At 56.4% G+C, this 15,125-nt stretch carries 16 protein-coding genes and 1 pseudogene; 11 read left to right on the top strand and 6 right to left on the bottom strand.

Translation table 11 applies throughout. The features are described 5' to 3' along the window. The first annotated feature begins 30 nt into the window (after positions 1 to 30). The 3 genes from dnaJ to nhaR all read left to right on the top strand — a co-directional run bounded on the left by dnaJ (position 31) and on the right by nhaR (position 3,471). Complete coding sequence (dnaJ, locus tag ACT3IC_RS06110) at positions 31 to 1,164, top strand: molecular chaperone DnaJ (RefSeq protein WP_103178209.1); 1,134 nt, start codon at positions 31 to 33, stop codon at positions 1,162 to 1,164. 172 nt (positions 1,165 to 1,336) lie between these two features. Further along, a complete protein-coding gene (nhaA, locus tag ACT3IC_RS06105; protein ID WP_159340004.1) occupies positions 1,337 to 2,512 on the top strand; it encodes a Na+/H+ antiporter NhaA in 1,176 nt (391 codons plus the stop codon). Positions 2,513 to 2,571: 59 nt separating this feature from the next. Further along, a complete protein-coding gene (gene nhaR / locus ACT3IC_RS06100) occupies positions 2,572 to 3,471 on the top strand; it encodes a transcriptional activator NhaR (RefSeq protein ID WP_103178211.1) in 900 nt (299 codons plus the stop codon). A gap of 59 nt (positions 3,472 to 3,530) precedes the next feature. Here the strand turns inward: nhaR and rpsT are convergent, their stop codons facing one another. Beyond that, positions 3,531 to 3,794 (bottom strand): 30S ribosomal protein S20, encoded by a 264-nt coding sequence (rpsT, locus tag ACT3IC_RS06095; RefSeq protein WP_008502037.1) that lies wholly within the window; start codon positions 3,792 to 3,794, stop codon positions 3,531 to 3,533. 154 nt (positions 3,795 to 3,948) lie between these two features. On the opposite strand from rpsT, the pseudogene ACT3IC_RS06090 reads away from it, so the two are divergent. The 6 genes and pseudogenes from ACT3IC_RS06090 to ispH all read left to right on the top strand — a co-directional run bounded on the left by ACT3IC_RS06090 (position 3,949) and on the right by ispH (position 9,907). Further along, positions 3,949 to 4,116: pseudogene (locus tag ACT3IC_RS06090) on the top strand (DUF2575 domain-containing protein). Positions 4,117 to 4,123: 7 nt separating this feature from the next. Next, positions 4,124 to 5,062, top strand: a complete 939-nt coding sequence (gene ribF / locus ACT3IC_RS06085) for a bifunctional riboflavin kinase/FAD synthetase (protein ID WP_103823205.1) — start codon at positions 4,124 to 4,126, stop codon at positions 5,060 to 5,062. A gap of 33 nt (positions 5,063 to 5,095) precedes the next feature. Next, on the top strand, positions 5,096 to 7,912 hold the full coding sequence (gene ileS, locus ACT3IC_RS06080; protein WP_473476673.1) for an isoleucine--tRNA ligase: 2,817 nt from the start codon (positions 5,096 to 5,098) through the stop codon (positions 7,910 to 7,912). Then, positions 7,912 to 8,412, top strand: coding sequence for a signal peptidase II (lspA, locus tag ACT3IC_RS06075; RefSeq protein ID WP_420193265.1), 501 nt, complete (start codon positions 7,912 to 7,914; stop codon positions 8,410 to 8,412). The genes ileS and lspA overlap by 1 nt, the downstream gene beginning before the upstream one ends. Before the next feature lie 93 nt (positions 8,413 to 8,505). Next, positions 8,506 to 8,955, top strand: a complete 450-nt coding sequence (gene fkpB, locus ACT3IC_RS06070; RefSeq protein ID WP_103178216.1) for an FKBP-type peptidyl-prolyl cis-trans isomerase — start codon at positions 8,506 to 8,508, stop codon at positions 8,953 to 8,955. 1 nt (position 8,956) lies between these two features. Next, on the top strand, positions 8,957 to 9,907 hold the full coding sequence (ispH, locus tag ACT3IC_RS06065) for a 4-hydroxy-3-methylbut-2-enyl diphosphate reductase (RefSeq protein WP_028015471.1): 951 nt from the start codon (positions 8,957 to 8,959) through the stop codon (positions 9,905 to 9,907). A 19-nt stretch (positions 9,908 to 9,926) separates the two neighbouring features. On the opposite strand, the gene ACT3IC_RS06060 is transcribed toward ispH, so the two are convergent. Then, the gene (locus ACT3IC_RS06060; protein ID WP_156653899.1) at positions 9,927 to 10,829 is read right to left on the bottom strand and encodes a LysR family transcriptional regulator; all 903 of its coding nucleotides are present in this window, start codon (positions 10,827 to 10,829) and stop codon (positions 9,927 to 9,929) included. A gap of 92 nt (positions 10,830 to 10,921) precedes the next feature. Between ACT3IC_RS06060 and ACT3IC_RS06055 the strand changes: the two genes are divergently transcribed. Both ACT3IC_RS06055 and ACT3IC_RS06050 read left to right on the top strand, forming a co-directional pair. After that, entirely contained in the window at positions 10,922 to 11,563 is a 642-nt protein-coding gene (locus ACT3IC_RS06055) for an alanyl-tRNA editing protein (RefSeq protein WP_473476668.1), read from the top strand. Positions 11,564 to 11,766: 203 nt separating this feature from the next. Then, the gene (locus ACT3IC_RS06050) at positions 11,767 to 12,537 is read left to right on the top strand and encodes a glucose-6-phosphate isomerase family protein (RefSeq protein WP_103178219.1); all 771 of its coding nucleotides are present in this window, start codon (positions 11,767 to 11,769) and stop codon (positions 12,535 to 12,537) included. A 28-nt stretch (positions 12,538 to 12,565) separates the two neighbouring features. On the opposite strand, the gene ACT3IC_RS06045 is transcribed toward ACT3IC_RS06050, so the two are convergent. Genes ACT3IC_RS06045 through ACT3IC_RS06030 form a run of 4 tightly spaced genes read right to left on the bottom strand, consistent with a single transcriptional unit; the run spans position 12,566 to position 15,125 of the window. After that, entirely contained in the window at positions 12,566 to 13,384 is an 819-nt protein-coding gene (locus tag ACT3IC_RS06045; protein WP_103178220.1) for a PTS system mannose/fructose/sorbose family transporter subunit IID, read from the bottom strand. Beyond that, positions 13,384 to 14,181, bottom strand: coding sequence for a PTS mannose/fructose/sorbose/N-acetylgalactosamine transporter subunit IIC (locus ACT3IC_RS06040; RefSeq protein WP_460645972.1), 798 nt, complete (start codon positions 14,179 to 14,181; stop codon positions 13,384 to 13,386). The genes ACT3IC_RS06045 and ACT3IC_RS06040 overlap by 1 nt, the downstream gene beginning before the upstream one ends. A 10-nt stretch (positions 14,182 to 14,191) precedes the next feature. Continuing rightward, entirely contained in the window at positions 14,192 to 14,686 is a 495-nt protein-coding gene (locus ACT3IC_RS06035; RefSeq protein ID WP_103178222.1) for a PTS sugar transporter subunit IIB, read from the bottom strand. 10 nt (positions 14,687 to 14,696) lie between these two features. Next, positions 14,697 to 15,125: a PTS sugar transporter subunit IIA gene (locus ACT3IC_RS06030; protein WP_103178223.1), complete on the bottom strand. Its 429-nt coding sequence runs from the start codon at positions 15,123 to 15,125 to the stop codon at positions 14,697 to 14,699.

Raw genomic sequence — 15,125 nt, 5'->3', positions numbered from 1 at the left:
TGCACGCATGTTAGGGGCAGATAAAACAAGATGGCAAAGCAAGACTATTACGAGATTTTAGGCGTTTCCAAAACAGCGGAAGAGCGTGAAATCAAAAAGGCGTACAAGCGCCTGGCCATGAAATATCACCCGGACCGCAACCAGGGTGACAAAGAGGCCGAAGCCAAATTTAAAGAGATCAAAGAAGCCTACGAAGTCCTGACCGATGCGCAGAAACGTGCGGCTTACGATCAGTACGGTCATGCCGCGTTTGAACAGGGCGGTATGGGCGGCGGCGGATTTGGCGGCGGCGGCGCAGATTTCAGCGATATCTTTGGTGACGTGTTCGGCGATATCTTCGGCGGCGGCCGCGGTCGCCAGCGTGCAGCCCGTGGTGCAGACCTGCGTTACAACATGGAGCTGACGCTGGAAGAGGCGGTCCGTGGCGTGACGAAAGAGATCCGCATCCCGACGCTGGAAGAGTGTGATGTTTGCCACGGCAGCGGCGCGAAGGTGGGCACCAAGCCGCAGACCTGTCCAACCTGTCATGGCTCCGGTCAGGTGCAGATGCGTCAGGGCTTCTTCGCGGTGCAGCAGAGCTGTCCGCACTGTCAGGGTCGCGGTACGCTGATCAAGGATCCGTGCAACAAATGTCACGGTCACGGTCGCGTCGAGAAGACCAAAACCCTCTCCGTTAAAATCCCGGCGGGCGTGGATACCGGCGATCGTATTCGTCTCTCTGGCGAAGGCGAAGCAGGCGAGCATGGCGCACCGGCAGGCGATCTGTACGTTCAGGTACAGGTGAAGCAGCACGCGATTTTTGAACGTGAAGGTAACAACCTGTACTGCGAAGTGCCGATCAACTTTGCGATGGCGGCGATGGGCGGTGAGATTGAAGTGCCAACGCTGGACGGTCGTGTAAACCTGAAAGTGCCTGGCGAAACCCAGACCGGCAAGCTGTTCCGTATGCGCGGCAAAGGGGTGAAATCCGTCCGTGGCGGCGCGCAGGGCGACCTGCTTTGCCGCGTGGTGGTAGAAACCCCGGTTGGCCTGAACGAAAAACAGAAGCAACTGCTGAGAGAATTGCAGGATAGCTTTGGTGGCCCAACAGGTGAAAACAACAGCCCGCGCTCCAAAAGCTTCTTTGATGGCGTGAAAAAATTCTTTGACGATTTGACTCGCTAATGCTGAGCTAACGTTGTCCCCGAAGCCCGGAAGCGATTCCGGGCTTTTTTATCCCTGAAGTAATCAGATCGAAAAAACTGAGTCTATAGTTAACATTAACCTGCTTTTGCCGATGAATATCCGTGCGTATGATGGTTTTAACGAAGGATTGTCGTAAAAAGAGAGAGTAATAGTGAAACTTTTGAATCGTTTTTTCCGCAATGAGGCCTCTGGAGGCATCATACTCATGCTGGCTGCAGCCATCGCTATGCTGCTGGCAAACCTGGGCCCAACCCGCGGCCTGTATCACGCTTTTCTGGAAACACCCGTTGAGTTACGTGTCGGCGTGCTGGAAATCAACAAGAACATGCTGCTGTGGATCAACGATGCACTGATGGCGGTCTTTTTCCTGCTGGTGGGGCTGGAGGTCAAGCGTGAGCTGGTCCAGGGCTCCCTGGCAAGCCGTCAGCGCGCGGCGTTTCCGGTGATTGCCGCCATCGGCGGGATGGTGGTTCCGGCCCTCATCTTTCTGGCTTTTAACTATCAGGATCCCATTGCCCGGGATGGCTGGGCGATCCCGGCAGCAACGGACATCGCCTTTGCGTTGGGCGTTCTCGCGCTGTTAGGTAATCGCGTGCCGATGGAGTTAAAAATCTTCCTGATGGCCCTGGCGATCATCGATGACCTGGGCGCAATCGTCATTATTGCCCTGTTCTATACCAGCGAGCTGTCGGTGCTGTCGCTGGCGGTTGCGGCGGCGGCCATCGCGGTACTGGCGCTGCTCAATATCTGCAATGTCCGTCGTATTGGTATCTATCTCCTGGTGGGTATGGTGCTGTGGACGGCTGTACTGAAATCGGGCGTGCATGCCACTCTGGCCGGCGTGATTATCGGTTTCTTCGTGCCGCTGAAGGCGCAAGAGGGTGAATCGCCGGCGAAGCAGCTCGAGCACGTGCTGCATCCGTGGGTCGCCTTTATGATCCTGCCGCTCTTCGCCTTCGCAAACGCGGGTGTTTCCCTTGAGGGCGTCACGCTGGATGGATTGATGTCGATGCTGCCGCTGGGGATCATCGCCGGGCTGTTTATCGGTAAGCCGCTGGGGATTGGCCTCTTCTGCTGGATGGCGCTGAAACTGAAGCTTGCCACCCTGCCGCACGGAACCACCTGCCGGCAGATCATGGCCGTCGGCGTGCTGTGCGGGATCGGCTTTACTATGTCGATCTTTATCTCAACACTGGCGTTTGGCGCGAATGCCCCTGAGCTTATCATCTGGGCTAAGCTGGCTATCTTAACCGGATCGCTGTTGGCTGCGTTTGTAGGTTATATGTTGCTGAAGACGAAATTGCCCTCGCAGGCGCATCCGGCGTAACGGGACTCCGGGAGGGACAGGCAGCCCTCCCGTTAACACAATCAGGGAGCGAGGATCATATGTCTCATCTTAACTACAACCATCTTTACTACTTCTGGCATGTCTACAAAGAGGGGTCGGTTGTCGGCGCTGCAGAGGCGCTCTACCTGACGCCGCAGACGATTACCGGGCAGATAAAAGCGCTGGAGGAGCGCCTGCAGGGCAAGCTCTTCAAGCGTAAGGGGCGCGGTATTGAGCCAAGCGAACTGGGTGAACTGGTGTTTCGCTACGCCGACAAAATGTTCACCCTGAGCCAGGAGATGCTCGATATTGTGAATTACCGTAAGGAGTCGAACCTGCTTTTTGATGTGGGCATTGCAGATGCGCTGTCAAAGCGGCTGGTCAGCGGGGTGCTGGATGCGGCAGTCGTGAAGGATGAGCAGATCCACCTGCGCTGTTTTGAATCGACGCACGAGATGCTGCTGGAGCAGCTGAGCCAGCATAAGCTGGATATGATTATCTCTGACTGCCCCATCGACTCCACGCAGCAGGAAGGCCTTTTTTCGGTGAAGATTGGCGAATGCGGCGTCAGCTTCTGGTGCAGCAATCCGCCGCCAGAAAAACCGTTCCCCGCCTGTCTGGAAGAGCGCCGTTTACTGGTTCCCGGGCGTCGTTCGATGCTGGGACGCAAGCTGCTGAACTGGTTTAACTCCCAGGGGCTGAACGTTGAAATTCTGGGTGAGTTTGACGATGCCGCATTGATGAAAGCGTTCGGGGAAGCGCATAACGCCATTTTTGTCGCCCCGACGCTCTATGCGCAGGATCTCTATGCGGATGAGAAGATTACCGAGATAGGCCGGGTGGACAACGTGATGGAAGAGTATCACGCCATTTTTGCCGAAAGGATGATCCAGCATCCGGCGGTGCAGCGTATCTGTAATCAGGATTACGCTGCGCTGTTTACGCCACCGGTACTCTGAAGGCATAAAAAAACCCGCATTAAGCGGGTTCTTTTAAAACAAGCAACAACAAATAGCGATTAAGCCAGTTTGTTGATCTGCGCGGTCAGGTTAGCCTTATGACGCGCTGCTTTGTTTTTGTGGATCAGACCTTTAGCAGCCTGACGATCCACGATTGGTTGCATTTCGTTAAATGCGTTCTGCGCAGCAGCTTTGTCGCCAGCTTCGATAGCTGCGTATACTTTCTTGATGAAAGTACGCATCATAGAGCGACGGCTTGCATTGTGCTTACGAGCCTTTTCAGACTGGATAGCACGTTTCTTAGCTGATTTGATATTAGCCAAGGTCCAACTCCCAAATATGATCTATGTGGACAATTCAAAGGCCGAGGAATATGCCCTCTATACCTTCTTTTGTCAATGGATTTGTGCAAATAAGCGCCGTTAATGTGGCGACGCTACGTTACGTAGTGATGGCGCAGGATTCTACCAGCTTGTCGTGTCTGAATACAGCTTTTCGGCACAAAAAACGTTATCTGCCGACAGTTTTTTTCGCTCTGAAAGGTCAGCATGATGAAATCATTACAGCTTTCTGTTTTGCGGCAACAATCGCCGGTTAACCTTAACCGCTGTACAAGGTATACTCTGGCGATTTTCACTGTTTTGAGCCAGTCATGAAGCTGATACGCGGCATACATAATCTCAGTCAGGCCCCGCACGGGTGTGTGCTGACTATTGGTAATTTCGACGGCGTGCATCGTGGGCATCAGGTGCTGTTGCAGGGATTGCGTGAAGAGGGACGGGCACGGGGTCTGCCGGTCGTCGTAATGATTTTTGAACCGCAGCCGCTGGAGCTCTTCGCCAGCGAAAAGGCGCCTGCGCGACTGACCCGTCTGCGTGAAAAATTACGCTATCTGGCGCAGTGTGGCGTGGACTATGTCCTGTGCGTCCGGTTCGACCGACGCTTTGCCGCCCTGACGGCACAAAATTTTGTTGGCGACCTGCTGGTCGATCGCCTCGGGGTACAGTTTTTGGCGGTGGGTGATGATTTCCGCTTTGGCGCTGGTCGTCAGGGGGATTTCTTGCTATTACAGAAGGCTGGTCTGGAGTATGGCTTTGACGTCACCAGCACCCAGACCTTTTGCGAAGGCGGCGTGCGCATCAGCAGCACGGCGGTTCGCCAGGCTCTAGCCGATGACGATCTGGATACCGCCGCAAAACTGCTCGGACGCCCGTTCTCCATTTCCGGACGCGTCGTGCACGGCGATGAACTGGGTCGCACCATTGGTTTCCCTACGGCGAATGTACCGCTGCGCCGTCAGGTTTCCCCGGTTAAAGGGGTTTATGCGGTAGAAGTGACGGGGCTGGGTGATAAGCCTTTACCGGGTGTTGCCAATATTGGTACCCGTCCGACAGTTGCTGGCGTGCGCCAGCAGCTCGAAGTGCATTTGCTGGACGTTGTAATGGACCTCTACGGTCGCCATATAGATGTAATCCTGCGTAAAAAAATACGCAATGAGCAGCGATTCGCCTCGCTTGATGAGCTGAAAGCGCAAATCGCGAGAGATGAATTAACAGCCCGCGAAATATTTGGGCTATCGAACCCGGCTTAATGCCTGAGATATAAATACGGAACCGAGAATCTGATGAGTGACTATAAATCAACCCTGAATTTGCCGGAAACAGGGTTCCCGATGCGCGGCGATCTCGCCAAGCGCGAACCGGGAATGCTGGCGCGTTGGACCGATGATGACCTGTACGGCATCATCCGTGCAGCCAAAAAAGGTAAAAAAACTTTCATTCTGCATGATGGCCCTCCCTATGCGAATGGCAGCATTCATATTGGTCACTCTGTAAACAAGATTCTGAAAGATATTATCGTTAAGTCCAAAGGCTTAATGGGCTATGACTCGCCTTACGTTCCAGGCTGGGACTGCCACGGTCTGCCGATCGAGCTGAAAGTGGAGCAGGAGTTTGGCAAGCCGGGTGAAAAATTCACCGCTGCTGAATTCCGTGCTAAATGCCGCGAATATGCCGCCACGCAGGTGGATGGTCAGCGTAAAGACTTTATCCGTCTGGGCGTACTGGGCGACTGGTCGCATCCGTACCTGACCATGGACTTCAAAACCGAAGCCAACATCATCCGTGCGCTGGGTAAAATCATCGGCAACGGCCACCTGCATAAAGGTGCTAAGCCGGTGCACTGGTGTGTGGACTGCCGCTCTGCGCTGGCAGAGGCAGAGGTTGAGTATTACGACAAAACCTCTCCGTCCATCGACGTAGCCTTTGAAGGCGTCGATCAGGATGCGCTGCAGGGCAAATTTGGTCTGCCGGGCGTCAACGGCCCAATCTCGCTGGTCATCTGGACCACCACGCCGTGGACCCTACCTGCCAACCGCGCGATCTCCCTCTCTGCGGAGTTCGAATATGCGCTGGTGCAGGTTGAAGGCCGCGCGCTGATTCTGGCGAAAGATCTGGTTGAGAGCGTGCTGAAGCGCGCGAATATCACCGACTATAAGGTACTCGGCACCGTGAAGGGCGCTGAGCTGGAGCTGATGCGCTTTAAGCATCCGTTCCTCGATTTCGATGTTCCGGCGATCCTGGGCGAGCACGTTACCCTGGAAGCGGGTACCGGTGCGGTACATACCGCCGGTGGCCACGGCCCGGACGACTACAACATCAGCCTGCAGTACGGTCTGGAAATCGCTAACCCGGTTGGCCCGGATGGCGCGTACCTGCCTGGCACATACCCGACGCTGGACGGTGTTAACGTCTTTAAAGCCAACGATATCATCGTCAACATGCTGCGCGACAACGGCTCGCTGCTGCACGTTGAAAAAATGCAGCACAGCTATCCATGCTGCTGGCGCCACAAAACGCCAATCATCTTCCGTGCGACCCCGCAGTGGTTCGTGAGCATGGACCAGAAAGGGCTGCGCGCGCAGTCATTGAAAGAGATCAAAGGCGTGCAGTGGATCCCGGACTGGGGCCAGGCGCGTATCGAGTCCATGGTGGCGAACCGTCCTGACTGGTGTATCTCCCGTCAGCGTACCTGGGGCGTACCGATGTCTCTGTTCGTGCATAAAGAGACGCAGGAGCTGCACCCGCGCACGCTGGAGCTGATGGAAGAAGTGGCTAAGCGCGTTGAAGTGGACGGCATTCAGGCGTGGTGGGATCTCGATTCCCGTGACATCCTGGGCGCAGATGCGGATAGCTACGAGAAGGTGCCGGATACGCTGGACGTCTGGTTCGACTCCGGATCTACCCACGCCTCCGTGGTTGACGTGCGTCCTGAGTTTGCCGGTCACGCTGCCGACATGTATCTGGAAGGTTCTGACCAACACCGCGGCTGGTTCATGTCATCCCTGATGATCTCCACCGCCATGAAGGGCAAAGCGCCTTACCGTCAGGTACTGACCCACGGTTTCACCGTCGATGGTCAGGGCCGCAAGATGTCTAAATCTATCGGTAACACCGTTTCTCCGCAGGACGTGATGAACAAGCTGGGCGCGGATATTCTGCGTCTCTGGGTGGCATCTACCGACTACACCGGCGAAATGGCGGTTTCTGACGAGATCCTGAAGCGTGCTGCCGACAGCTATCGTCGTATCCGTAACACCGCGCGTTTCCTGCTGGCGAACCTGAATGGTTTCGATCCGGCAAAAGATATGGTGAAACCGGAAGAGATGGTGGTGCTGGATCGCTGGGCGGTAGGCTGTGCCCAGGCGGCGCAGGAAGATATCGTCAAGGCGTACGACTCCTACGACTTCCACGAAGTAGTGCAGCGCCTGATGCGCTTCTGCTCCATCGAGATGGGCTCGTTCTATCTCGACATCATCAAAGACCGTCAGTACACCGCCAAAGCGGACAGCGTGGCGCGTCGTAGCTGCCAGACTGCGCTGTACCACATCGCGGAAGCGCTGGTGCGCTGGATGGCGCCGATCATGTCCTTCACCGCAGATGAGATCTGGGGCTACCTGCCAGGCGACCGTGAGAAGTATGTCTTCACCGGCGAGTGGTATGAAGGTCTGTTTGGTCTGGGCGAAACCGAAGCCATGAACGATGCCTTCTGGGACGAGCTGCTGAAAGTGCGCGGCGAAGTGAACAAAGTCATCGAGCAGGCGCGTACCGACAAGAAAGTGGGCGGCTCTCTGGAAGCGGCAGTAACCCTGTTCGTTGAACCAGAGCTGGCGGCGAAGCTGACGGCGCTGGGTGATGAATTACGATTTGTCCTGTTGACCTCCGGTGCAAAAGTTGCGGATTATGCCGATGCGAGCGCTGATGCCCAGCAGAGCGAACTGCTCAAAGGGCTGAAAGTGGCGCTGGCAAAAGCCGACGGCGAGAAGTGCCCGCGCTGCTGGCACTACACGACCGATGTCGGTCAGGTGGCGGAACACGCAGAGATCTGCGGACGCTGTGTCAGCAACGTCGCCGGTGATGGCGAAAAACGTAAGTTTGCCTGATGAGTAAATCACTCTCTTCAACAGGGCTGCGCTGGCTGTGGCTGGTGGTGGTCGTGCTGATTATTGATTTGGGCAGCAAGTTCCTGATCCTCCAGAACTTTGCTCTGGGGGATACGGTTCCGCTGTTCCCGTCGCTTAATCTGCACTATGCGCGTAACTATGGCGCAGCGTTTAGCTTCCTTGCGGACAGCGGCGGCTGGCAGCGCTGGTTCTTTGCCGGTATCGCCCTCGGTATCTGCGTGGTACTGGCCGTGCTGATGTACCGTTCGAAAGCCACGCAAAAGCTGAACAACATCGCCTACGCGCTGATCATTGGCGGCGCGCTGGGTAACCTGTTCGACCGTCTGTGGCACGGCTTTGTGGTCGATATGATCGACTTCTACGTCGGCAACTGGCACTTCGCCACCTTCAATCTGGCCGATACGGCGATTTGTATCGGTGCGGCGCTGATTGTGCTGGAAGGCTTCTTGCCGAAGCCCGCAGCGAAAGAGCAGGCGTAACAAACCCGCCGGGCGGCGCTGCGCTTGCACCGGCCTACGATGAGTAGGCCCGGTAAGCGCAGCGCCACCGGGCAAAATGAGTGAGCACTCTGCATGTCTAAATCCGTACAGTCCAACAGCGCGATGCTGGTTCATTTCACGCTGAAACTCGATGATGGCTCCACGGCGGAGTCCACCCGCAATAACGGCAAACCGGCGCTGTTCCGTCTGGGTGATACCTCTCTGTCTGAAGGTCTTGAGCAACAGCTGCTGGGGCTGAAAGAGGGGGATAAAAAAAGCTTTTCACTGGAGCCGGATGCAGCGTTTGGCGTGCCGTCCCCGGACCTGATCCAGTACTTCTCGCGTCGTGAATTTATGGATGCAGGAGAGCCTGAGATCGGGGCGATTATGCTCTTTACCGCTATGGATGGCAGCGAAATGCCAGGTGTGATCCGTGAAATCAACGGCGACTCGATTACCGTTGACTTCAACCATCCGCTTGCCGGGCGTACCGTTCATTTTGATGTAGAAGTGCTGGAAATCGATCCGGCACTGGAGGCCTGAAATGCAGATCCTGTTGGCTAACCCGCGCGGCTTCTGCGCCGGTGTAGACCGCGCTATCAGCATTGTTGAAAACGCGCTGGAGATCTACGGCGCGCCGATTTACGTGCGCCATGAAGTGGTACACAACCGCTACGTGGTCGACAGTCTGCGCGAGCGTGGGGCGATCTTTATCGAGCAAATCAGCGAAGTGCCGGACGGCGCTATTCTGATCTTCTCCGCGCATGGCGTTTCCCAGGCCGTGCGTAACGAAGCCAAAAGCCGCGATCTGACCGTATTCGACGCTACCTGTCCGCTGGTGACGAAAGTGCATATGGAAGTGGCCCGCGCCAGCCGTCGTGGTGAAGAGTCGATCCTGATTGGCCACGCCGGTCATCCGGAAGTCGAAGGTACCATGGGCCAGTACAGCAACCCGGAAGGAGGGATGTATCTGGTTGAGTCCCCAGAAGATGTCCTGACGCTGAACGTGAAAAACGAAGCCCGTCTGTCGTTTATGACGCAGACCACGCTTTCGGTTGATGATACGTCGGATGTGATTGACGCCCTGCGCCAGCGCTTCCCGAAAATCGTCGGGCCGCGTAAAGATGATATCTGCTATGCAACCACTAACCGTCAGGAAGCGGTGCGTGCCCTGGCTGAACAGGCGGATGTGGTGCTGGTAGTCGGCTCGAAAAACTCTTCTAACTCCAACCGTCTGGCCGAACTGGCGCAGCGAATGGGCAAGGCGGCGTTCCTGATCGACGACGCGACGGACATCCAGGAAGCGTGGGTTAAAAACGCGGCCTGTGTCGGTGTCACCGCCGGGGCTTCCGCGCCGGATATTCTGGTGCAGAATGTGATTGCTCGCCTTCAGGAGTTGGGTGGGGGTGAAGCCGTTCCGCTGGAAGGGCGCGAAGAGAACATCGTCTTCGAAGTCCCGAAAGAGCTGCGAATCGACGCCCGCGAAGTAGAATAAGGTTTAAAAATGCCAGTCATCAGGTGACTGGCATTTTTTCATTCAGATAGTTGATCATGGCTCGCATTCTGGCTGGCATATGCTTGTTACGCGTCCAGAGCAGCCATAAATCGCCCGAATAGCTGCTGATAAACGTCCACTCCGGCAGAACCTGTACTATTTCCCCTTTTTCAAGCGCCTCACGCGCCGTAAACAGCGGTAAACTCCCGATACCTACATGGTGTTTGACCGCATCCAGCCGCACGCCCGTGTGGTTAGCCGCGTAGCGGCCGTGTGTCTGTACCATCTCCGTTTTTCCCTGCGAGGTAAATTTCCAGCGTGAATCGGCCGGGGTTTCACCGAGCGAAATACAACTATGCCCCCGGAGGTCGTGCGGATGCTGAGGCGTGCCTGCGCGACGAAGGTATTCTGGCGTCGCGCAAATAATATGAGTTACCGGCATCAGCGGTTTTCCGTACAGGCCTGGCGAAGGGGTATCGGTGATCCGCAATGCCAGATCGACACCGTCATCGATCAGATCCATGTAGCGATCTTCCAGGCGCAGGCAGACATCTATTTGCGGATAGCGCGCCAGGAATGCTGGCATCAGCGGATGGATCACGAACCGTCCCACGGCTTTCGGTACGCTTATCGTGAGCTTTCCCTGCGCAATAGTTTGCAGACTGCTGCCGGAATCCATTGCCTGTTGGGCCGCGTCCAGCATATCCAGGGCATGTTCATAGACCGATTTTCCGGTTTCGGTAAGCGCCAGTTTGCGCGTGGTACGGTTCAGTAACTTACACCCCATCTCCTTCTCCAGGCGTGAAACACAACGGCTGATCGCTGAGGGGGTCGCGCCCGTAATACGGGCTACGGTTGAAAAATTGCCATGTTCGACAATGGTAACGAAGGTCGCGAGATCGGGAAGCAGTGCAGGTTTCATTTGTGCATACCAGGCAAGAGTGCATTGTTTGAAAGCCAGATTATCGATGCTTAAGTGATGAATATACTGTCAGGGTACAGAGGAGAACAACCATGACAGAACGACTTTATTACATCAGTGAAGCGACGGAAGGCCGCGCGAAAGTCATCCGTTGCACTGAAGAGGCGGATGGCCGTTACGCCGTCGAGCTGGATCAAACCCTTTTCCATCCGCAGGGTGGCGGACAACCAGCAGATCGGGGCTTCATCGCTGGGATCGCGGTGGAGAGCGTGAACCTGCGTGGAGAGCAGGTCATTCACATTCTGGCCCGGCCGCTTATGCCTGGTGAGGTGGACATTCAGGTGGATAAAAGTGCGCGGGTGCGACATTCCCGCTGGCACAGCGCAGGCCATTTGATCGGTTATGCCGGCGAGCGATGTGGTTGGGAACCGGTAAAAGCCCACCACTGGCCCGGTGAAGGACGGATTACCTTTACGGCCCGGGACCTTAATAGCGCAATGCCTGATGCCAGCGCGCTGACAGTTCTTATTAACGGCTGGAAAGCGGACAATCTGCCCCGTCATACAGCAATGGAAGCGGGCAGACGCCAGGTTCGCTTTGGCGATCTTCCTGCTTATGCCTGTGGCGGAACGCATGTTAGCCAGCTGGCGGAAATAGGTGAGATGGAGATCCTGGAGATGAAAATAAAAAAAGGGCAGTTGGTCGTCACTTATGCCCTTCACGAGCAGGCGTAACTGGAGCGTGATTAACCCGACAGAGCGGAAGGCTTCGCGGGAGGGGGACAGGTTAATCTGGTAAGCTTGTTGTGTTGTTCTCCTCGGGCCGGAGATAAACATGAATCCTGATATTACCCCGCCACCCCAGGTGGCATCGGCCGGCGGTTATGCGCTTCGCGTATTTGCCGCTGAACTTCACCCACAGGGATGGGAGGTCAGCCATGCTTAACGTTGGGCTGGATATGACCATTACACACCGTCCATTGGGTTTTAGCTACGGAGGCGACGTCACTGGCCCGATGCCGGAGATCCGAACGCTGGATCAGATCCGTCCGTCGCTGCGCAATCCGGACTGCGAAGGGCCAGAGCAGGTGTATGCCATCGCGATGGACGTGGCGAGGCTTGCAGACAGAGAGGAGCTGGAAAAGCGGAAACTGCTGTTTGGCGTGGTCACCTATGCCGCGGGTACGCTCGGCGATGAGCCGGTGCGTAGCCAGGGGCATGTTCACCGTATCAGCCAACACAGTGGATGGTCACCGCCCGAACTGTATGAGATCTGGCAGGGGAAAGCGATCGTCTACATGCAAGAGTATGTTGATGACGATCCCGGCCGCTGCTTTGCGGTGCTGGCGGGGCCGGGTGAAAAGGTACTGGTGCCGCCGGGGTGGGGCCATGCCACTATTTCCGCCTCGCCGGAGGAGCCCTTAACCTTTGGCGCCTGGTGCGACAGAGAATATGGCTTTGAGTATGAGGCCATTCGCGCCCGCAGGGGGCTCGCCTGGTATCCGCTGGTGCAGGGGAGGCATATCGTCTGGCAACATAATAAGCATTATATGGCAGGCAGGCTGCAGATGATTACGCCGCGCTGCTACAGCGAGTTTGGCATCACCGATGCGCCTGTCTACCAGCAGTTTATTGACGATCCCGCCCGCTTTCAGTTTATCTCCCGCCCGGATAAAACGGCGGAGCTATGGCGCAACTTCCATCCGTAACGTAAGCCGGGGCATCGCCCCGGCTCGTTTAACCGGCAAACAGACCGGATGCCACGCCAAGCGCGGCCAGCACCAGCAGTAGCAGCATGGCTTTTACCGGCGAGACCCCTTTTTTTGCCATCAGATACCAGGTGCCGAGCACGACCGCCAGCGGCAGCAACTGCGGGAAGATCCCATCGAGCATCTGCTGAACGTGGATATTCACCCCATCTTTAGTGATGAACTCCAGCCCGGTGCCCAGCTTCACGTAGCTTGCCGCCACGCCGCCCATGACGAAAACCCCTAGCAGCGAGAGCGCCTCACGCAGGCGTGCGGATTTGCTGCTTACCAGCATCTCCACCGAGCCGGAACCCATCCGGTAGCCCTTAAGAAACAGGAACCAGGAGCCAGGGAGCACGATCGCCAGCCAGGCGATAGCATAAAAAAGCGGCCCGAGAATATTCCCCCCCGCCGCCAGCGCCATTCCGATACTCAGCAGAATGGGGATCAGCATGCCGGGGATCATTGAGTCGCCGATGCCGGCGATCGGCCCCATCAGGCCCACCTTCAGGGTATTGATGGTGTCGCCGTCAATGGGTTCACCGTTGGCTTTTTTCTCTTCCAGGCCCAGCACCATGCCGTTAACTATCGCGCCAATCTGCGGTTCTGTGTTGTAGAACGAGGCATGACGGCGCAGCATTTCGGTGCGCTGCGTTGCGTCCGGATAGAGCTTTTTTGCCACCGGCAGCATGCTCAGGCAAAAGCCGAAGGATTCCAGGCGTTCAAAGCTCATCGACGACAGGTTATGCATCATCCATGCCCGCCAGCAGCGGCGCAGATCCTTACGGGTGAGTTTACGTTCTTCCATCAGAATTCATCCTCGTCGTCGTGCGTCGGTCTTGCGGCAACGGGTTGCGGTGCCTCCGGCTTGTAGTTGTAATGGATCAGCGCCAGCAGCGCGCCGACAATCACCAGCGCCACCATGTTCAGCTTCAGAAAGACAATGCAGACGAAACCGACCAGGAAGTAGATGAGCATGGTATAGCTTTTGATGATCTGCTTTAACAGAATGGCGATGCCCACGGCAGGCAGGATGCCGCCCAGCACGTTCATCGTGGAGAGCACGATGTGTGGCAGGCTATCCATAAAGCTGCTGATGTACTGGGCACCAAAATAGACCGCGATGAAGGCCGGAACAAAGCGCAGTACAAAGTTCATCGCCTGCGGCCAGATCGCGCTGTTGAGAAAGAGTCCCCGTTCGTCGCCGCGTTCCAGCGCAACATCCGCCCGGTGGTTCCAGTACGAATTCAGGACCATCATGGCGTTAAAGAGGATGGTGCCGGCGATGCCAATGGTGGCCGCCAGGGCAACGGCGACTTCGGGACCTTTACCGGAGAGAATGCCAAGGGCTATCGCAGGCCAGGCGACGAAGTTTAAATCCGCTGGCATCGAGCCGCCCGGGGTGACCATGGCGATATAGACAGCCTGAACCGCCACGCCAATCATGATACCGGTTTTTACGTCGCCAAGGATAAGCCCTACCAGCATGCCCGAAATCAACGGCCTGGAGATGAGATACCAGCCGCCTGTCAGGCCGAACAGCCAGGGACTGCTGAGCGCCCCGAGATAGCAAAACAGGCCGATTAATGATGCTTCGACAATCATTTCTGGCTCCTTATTTTATTTTTTGTTTAGCGTCCTGCCAGCTAAAGAAGCTGGCATCCGGCACCAGGCGAAACTCAATCACATGGCCCCGTTCGGCAAGCCACTCAAAGGCTGCGGCCTCCTCAGCGCTGACGGACTGGTTAGGCCCGATGGTCGTGGTGTTGGCGCGGGCGCTCATTGGCCCGACATTAATTTTCCCGTTGCTGTTTTTCAGGCTAATGCCCGCCTGTTCAATGCGCTGCAGCGTGACCGGTGATTTGCCGATCACGAAATAGCGTTTCTCGCTGGCAATGACCTTCGGCAGCTTCTCAATGGCCGTAGCGGTATCAAATAGCCACACTTTGGTATCGGATACCGCCCCTTTCATGACCGACGAGAGCAGTGGGTCGGCCGCGACGGCATCGTCAATGGCGACGATGCCGTCGCAGGGCAGCTCTTTTGCCCAGCGTGTGACCAGCTGGCCGTGGATTACCCTGTCATCAATGCGTACGAAAGAAATCGTCATAGCTCTCTCCTTAAAAATCGTCTGTCTGTTCGGTCACCACGTGCCTGGCCTGGATGAGCGTGGGGAAAGTCAGTTCAAGAAGCTGTGCGGCGGCGTGTTGCACATCGTCCAGCTCAGTGACCTCATCGGTTTGCAGCAGCATCGGGAAATTCACCCCCGCTACCACGGCGATGGGCGGCTGGGTTAAGGGGTTAAACGCGGCTTCGCAGGCCACGTTCCAGGGCGTGCCGCTCTGCATATCGCACAGCACCAAAATGCCGCTGGCCCCCTCGCTGGCCTGCGCCAGAGCGGTAGTGAAATCATGGCGAAATCCTTCAATGCCTCTCTCTCCGGTGAGGCATACGGCGCGTAGATTTGGCAGTTCGCCATAGACCATCTCCCCGCTTTCCAGCAGCGCGGCGGCCAGGGGGCCGTGTGTGGCAACGATAAACTGAATCAT

The sequence above is a fragment of the Leclercia sp. GHBNCSD genome (genome assembly GCF_055805075.1).
The sequence above is the reverse complement of the archived record's forward strand: the minus strand, read 5'-3'. Positions and strand labels throughout refer to the sequence as shown.

Coding starts and splice junctions, on each gene's coding strand:
- dnaJ (WP_103178209.1), top strand. CDS start 31: ATGGCAAAGCAAGACTATTACGAGATTTTAGGCGTTTCCAAAACAGCG.
- nhaR (WP_103178211.1), top strand. CDS start 2,572: ATGTCTCATCTTAACTACAACCATCTTTACTACTTCTGGCATGTCTAC.
- ribF (WP_103823205.1), top strand. CDS start 4,124: ATGAAGCTGATACGCGGCATACATAATCTCAGTCAGGCCCCGCACGGG.
- ileS (WP_473476673.1), top strand. CDS start 5,096: ATGAGTGACTATAAATCAACCCTGAATTTGCCGGAAACAGGGTTCCCG.
- lspA (WP_420193265.1), top strand. CDS start 7,912: ATGAGTAAATCACTCTCTTCAACAGGGCTGCGCTGGCTGTGGCTGGTG.
- fkpB (WP_103178216.1), top strand. CDS start 8,506: ATGTCTAAATCCGTACAGTCCAACAGCGCGATGCTGGTTCATTTCACG.
- ispH (WP_028015471.1), top strand. CDS start 8,957: ATGCAGATCCTGTTGGCTAACCCGCGCGGCTTCTGCGCCGGTGTAGAC.
- ACT3IC_RS06060 (WP_156653899.1), bottom strand. CDS start 10,829: ATGAAACCTGCACTGCTTCCCGATCTCGCGACCTTCGTTACCATTGTC.
- ACT3IC_RS06055 (WP_473476668.1), top strand. CDS start 10,922: ATGACAGAACGACTTTATTACATCAGTGAAGCGACGGAAGGCCGCGCG.
- ACT3IC_RS06050 (WP_103178219.1), top strand. CDS start 11,767: ATGCTTAACGTTGGGCTGGATATGACCATTACACACCGTCCATTGGGT.
- ACT3IC_RS06045 (WP_103178220.1), bottom strand. CDS start 13,384: ATGGAAGAACGTAAACTCACCCGTAAGGATCTGCGCCGCTGCTGGCGG.
- ACT3IC_RS06040 (WP_460645972.1), bottom strand. CDS start 14,181: ATGATTGTCGAAGCATCATTAATCGGCCTGTTTTGCTATCTCGGGGCG.
- ACT3IC_RS06035 (WP_103178222.1), bottom strand. CDS start 14,686: ATGACGATTTCTTTCGTACGCATTGATGACAGGGTAATCCACGGCCAG.
- ACT3IC_RS06030 (WP_103178223.1), bottom strand. CDS start 15,125: ATGATTCAGTTTATCGTTGCCACACACGGCCCCCTGGCCGCCGCGCTG.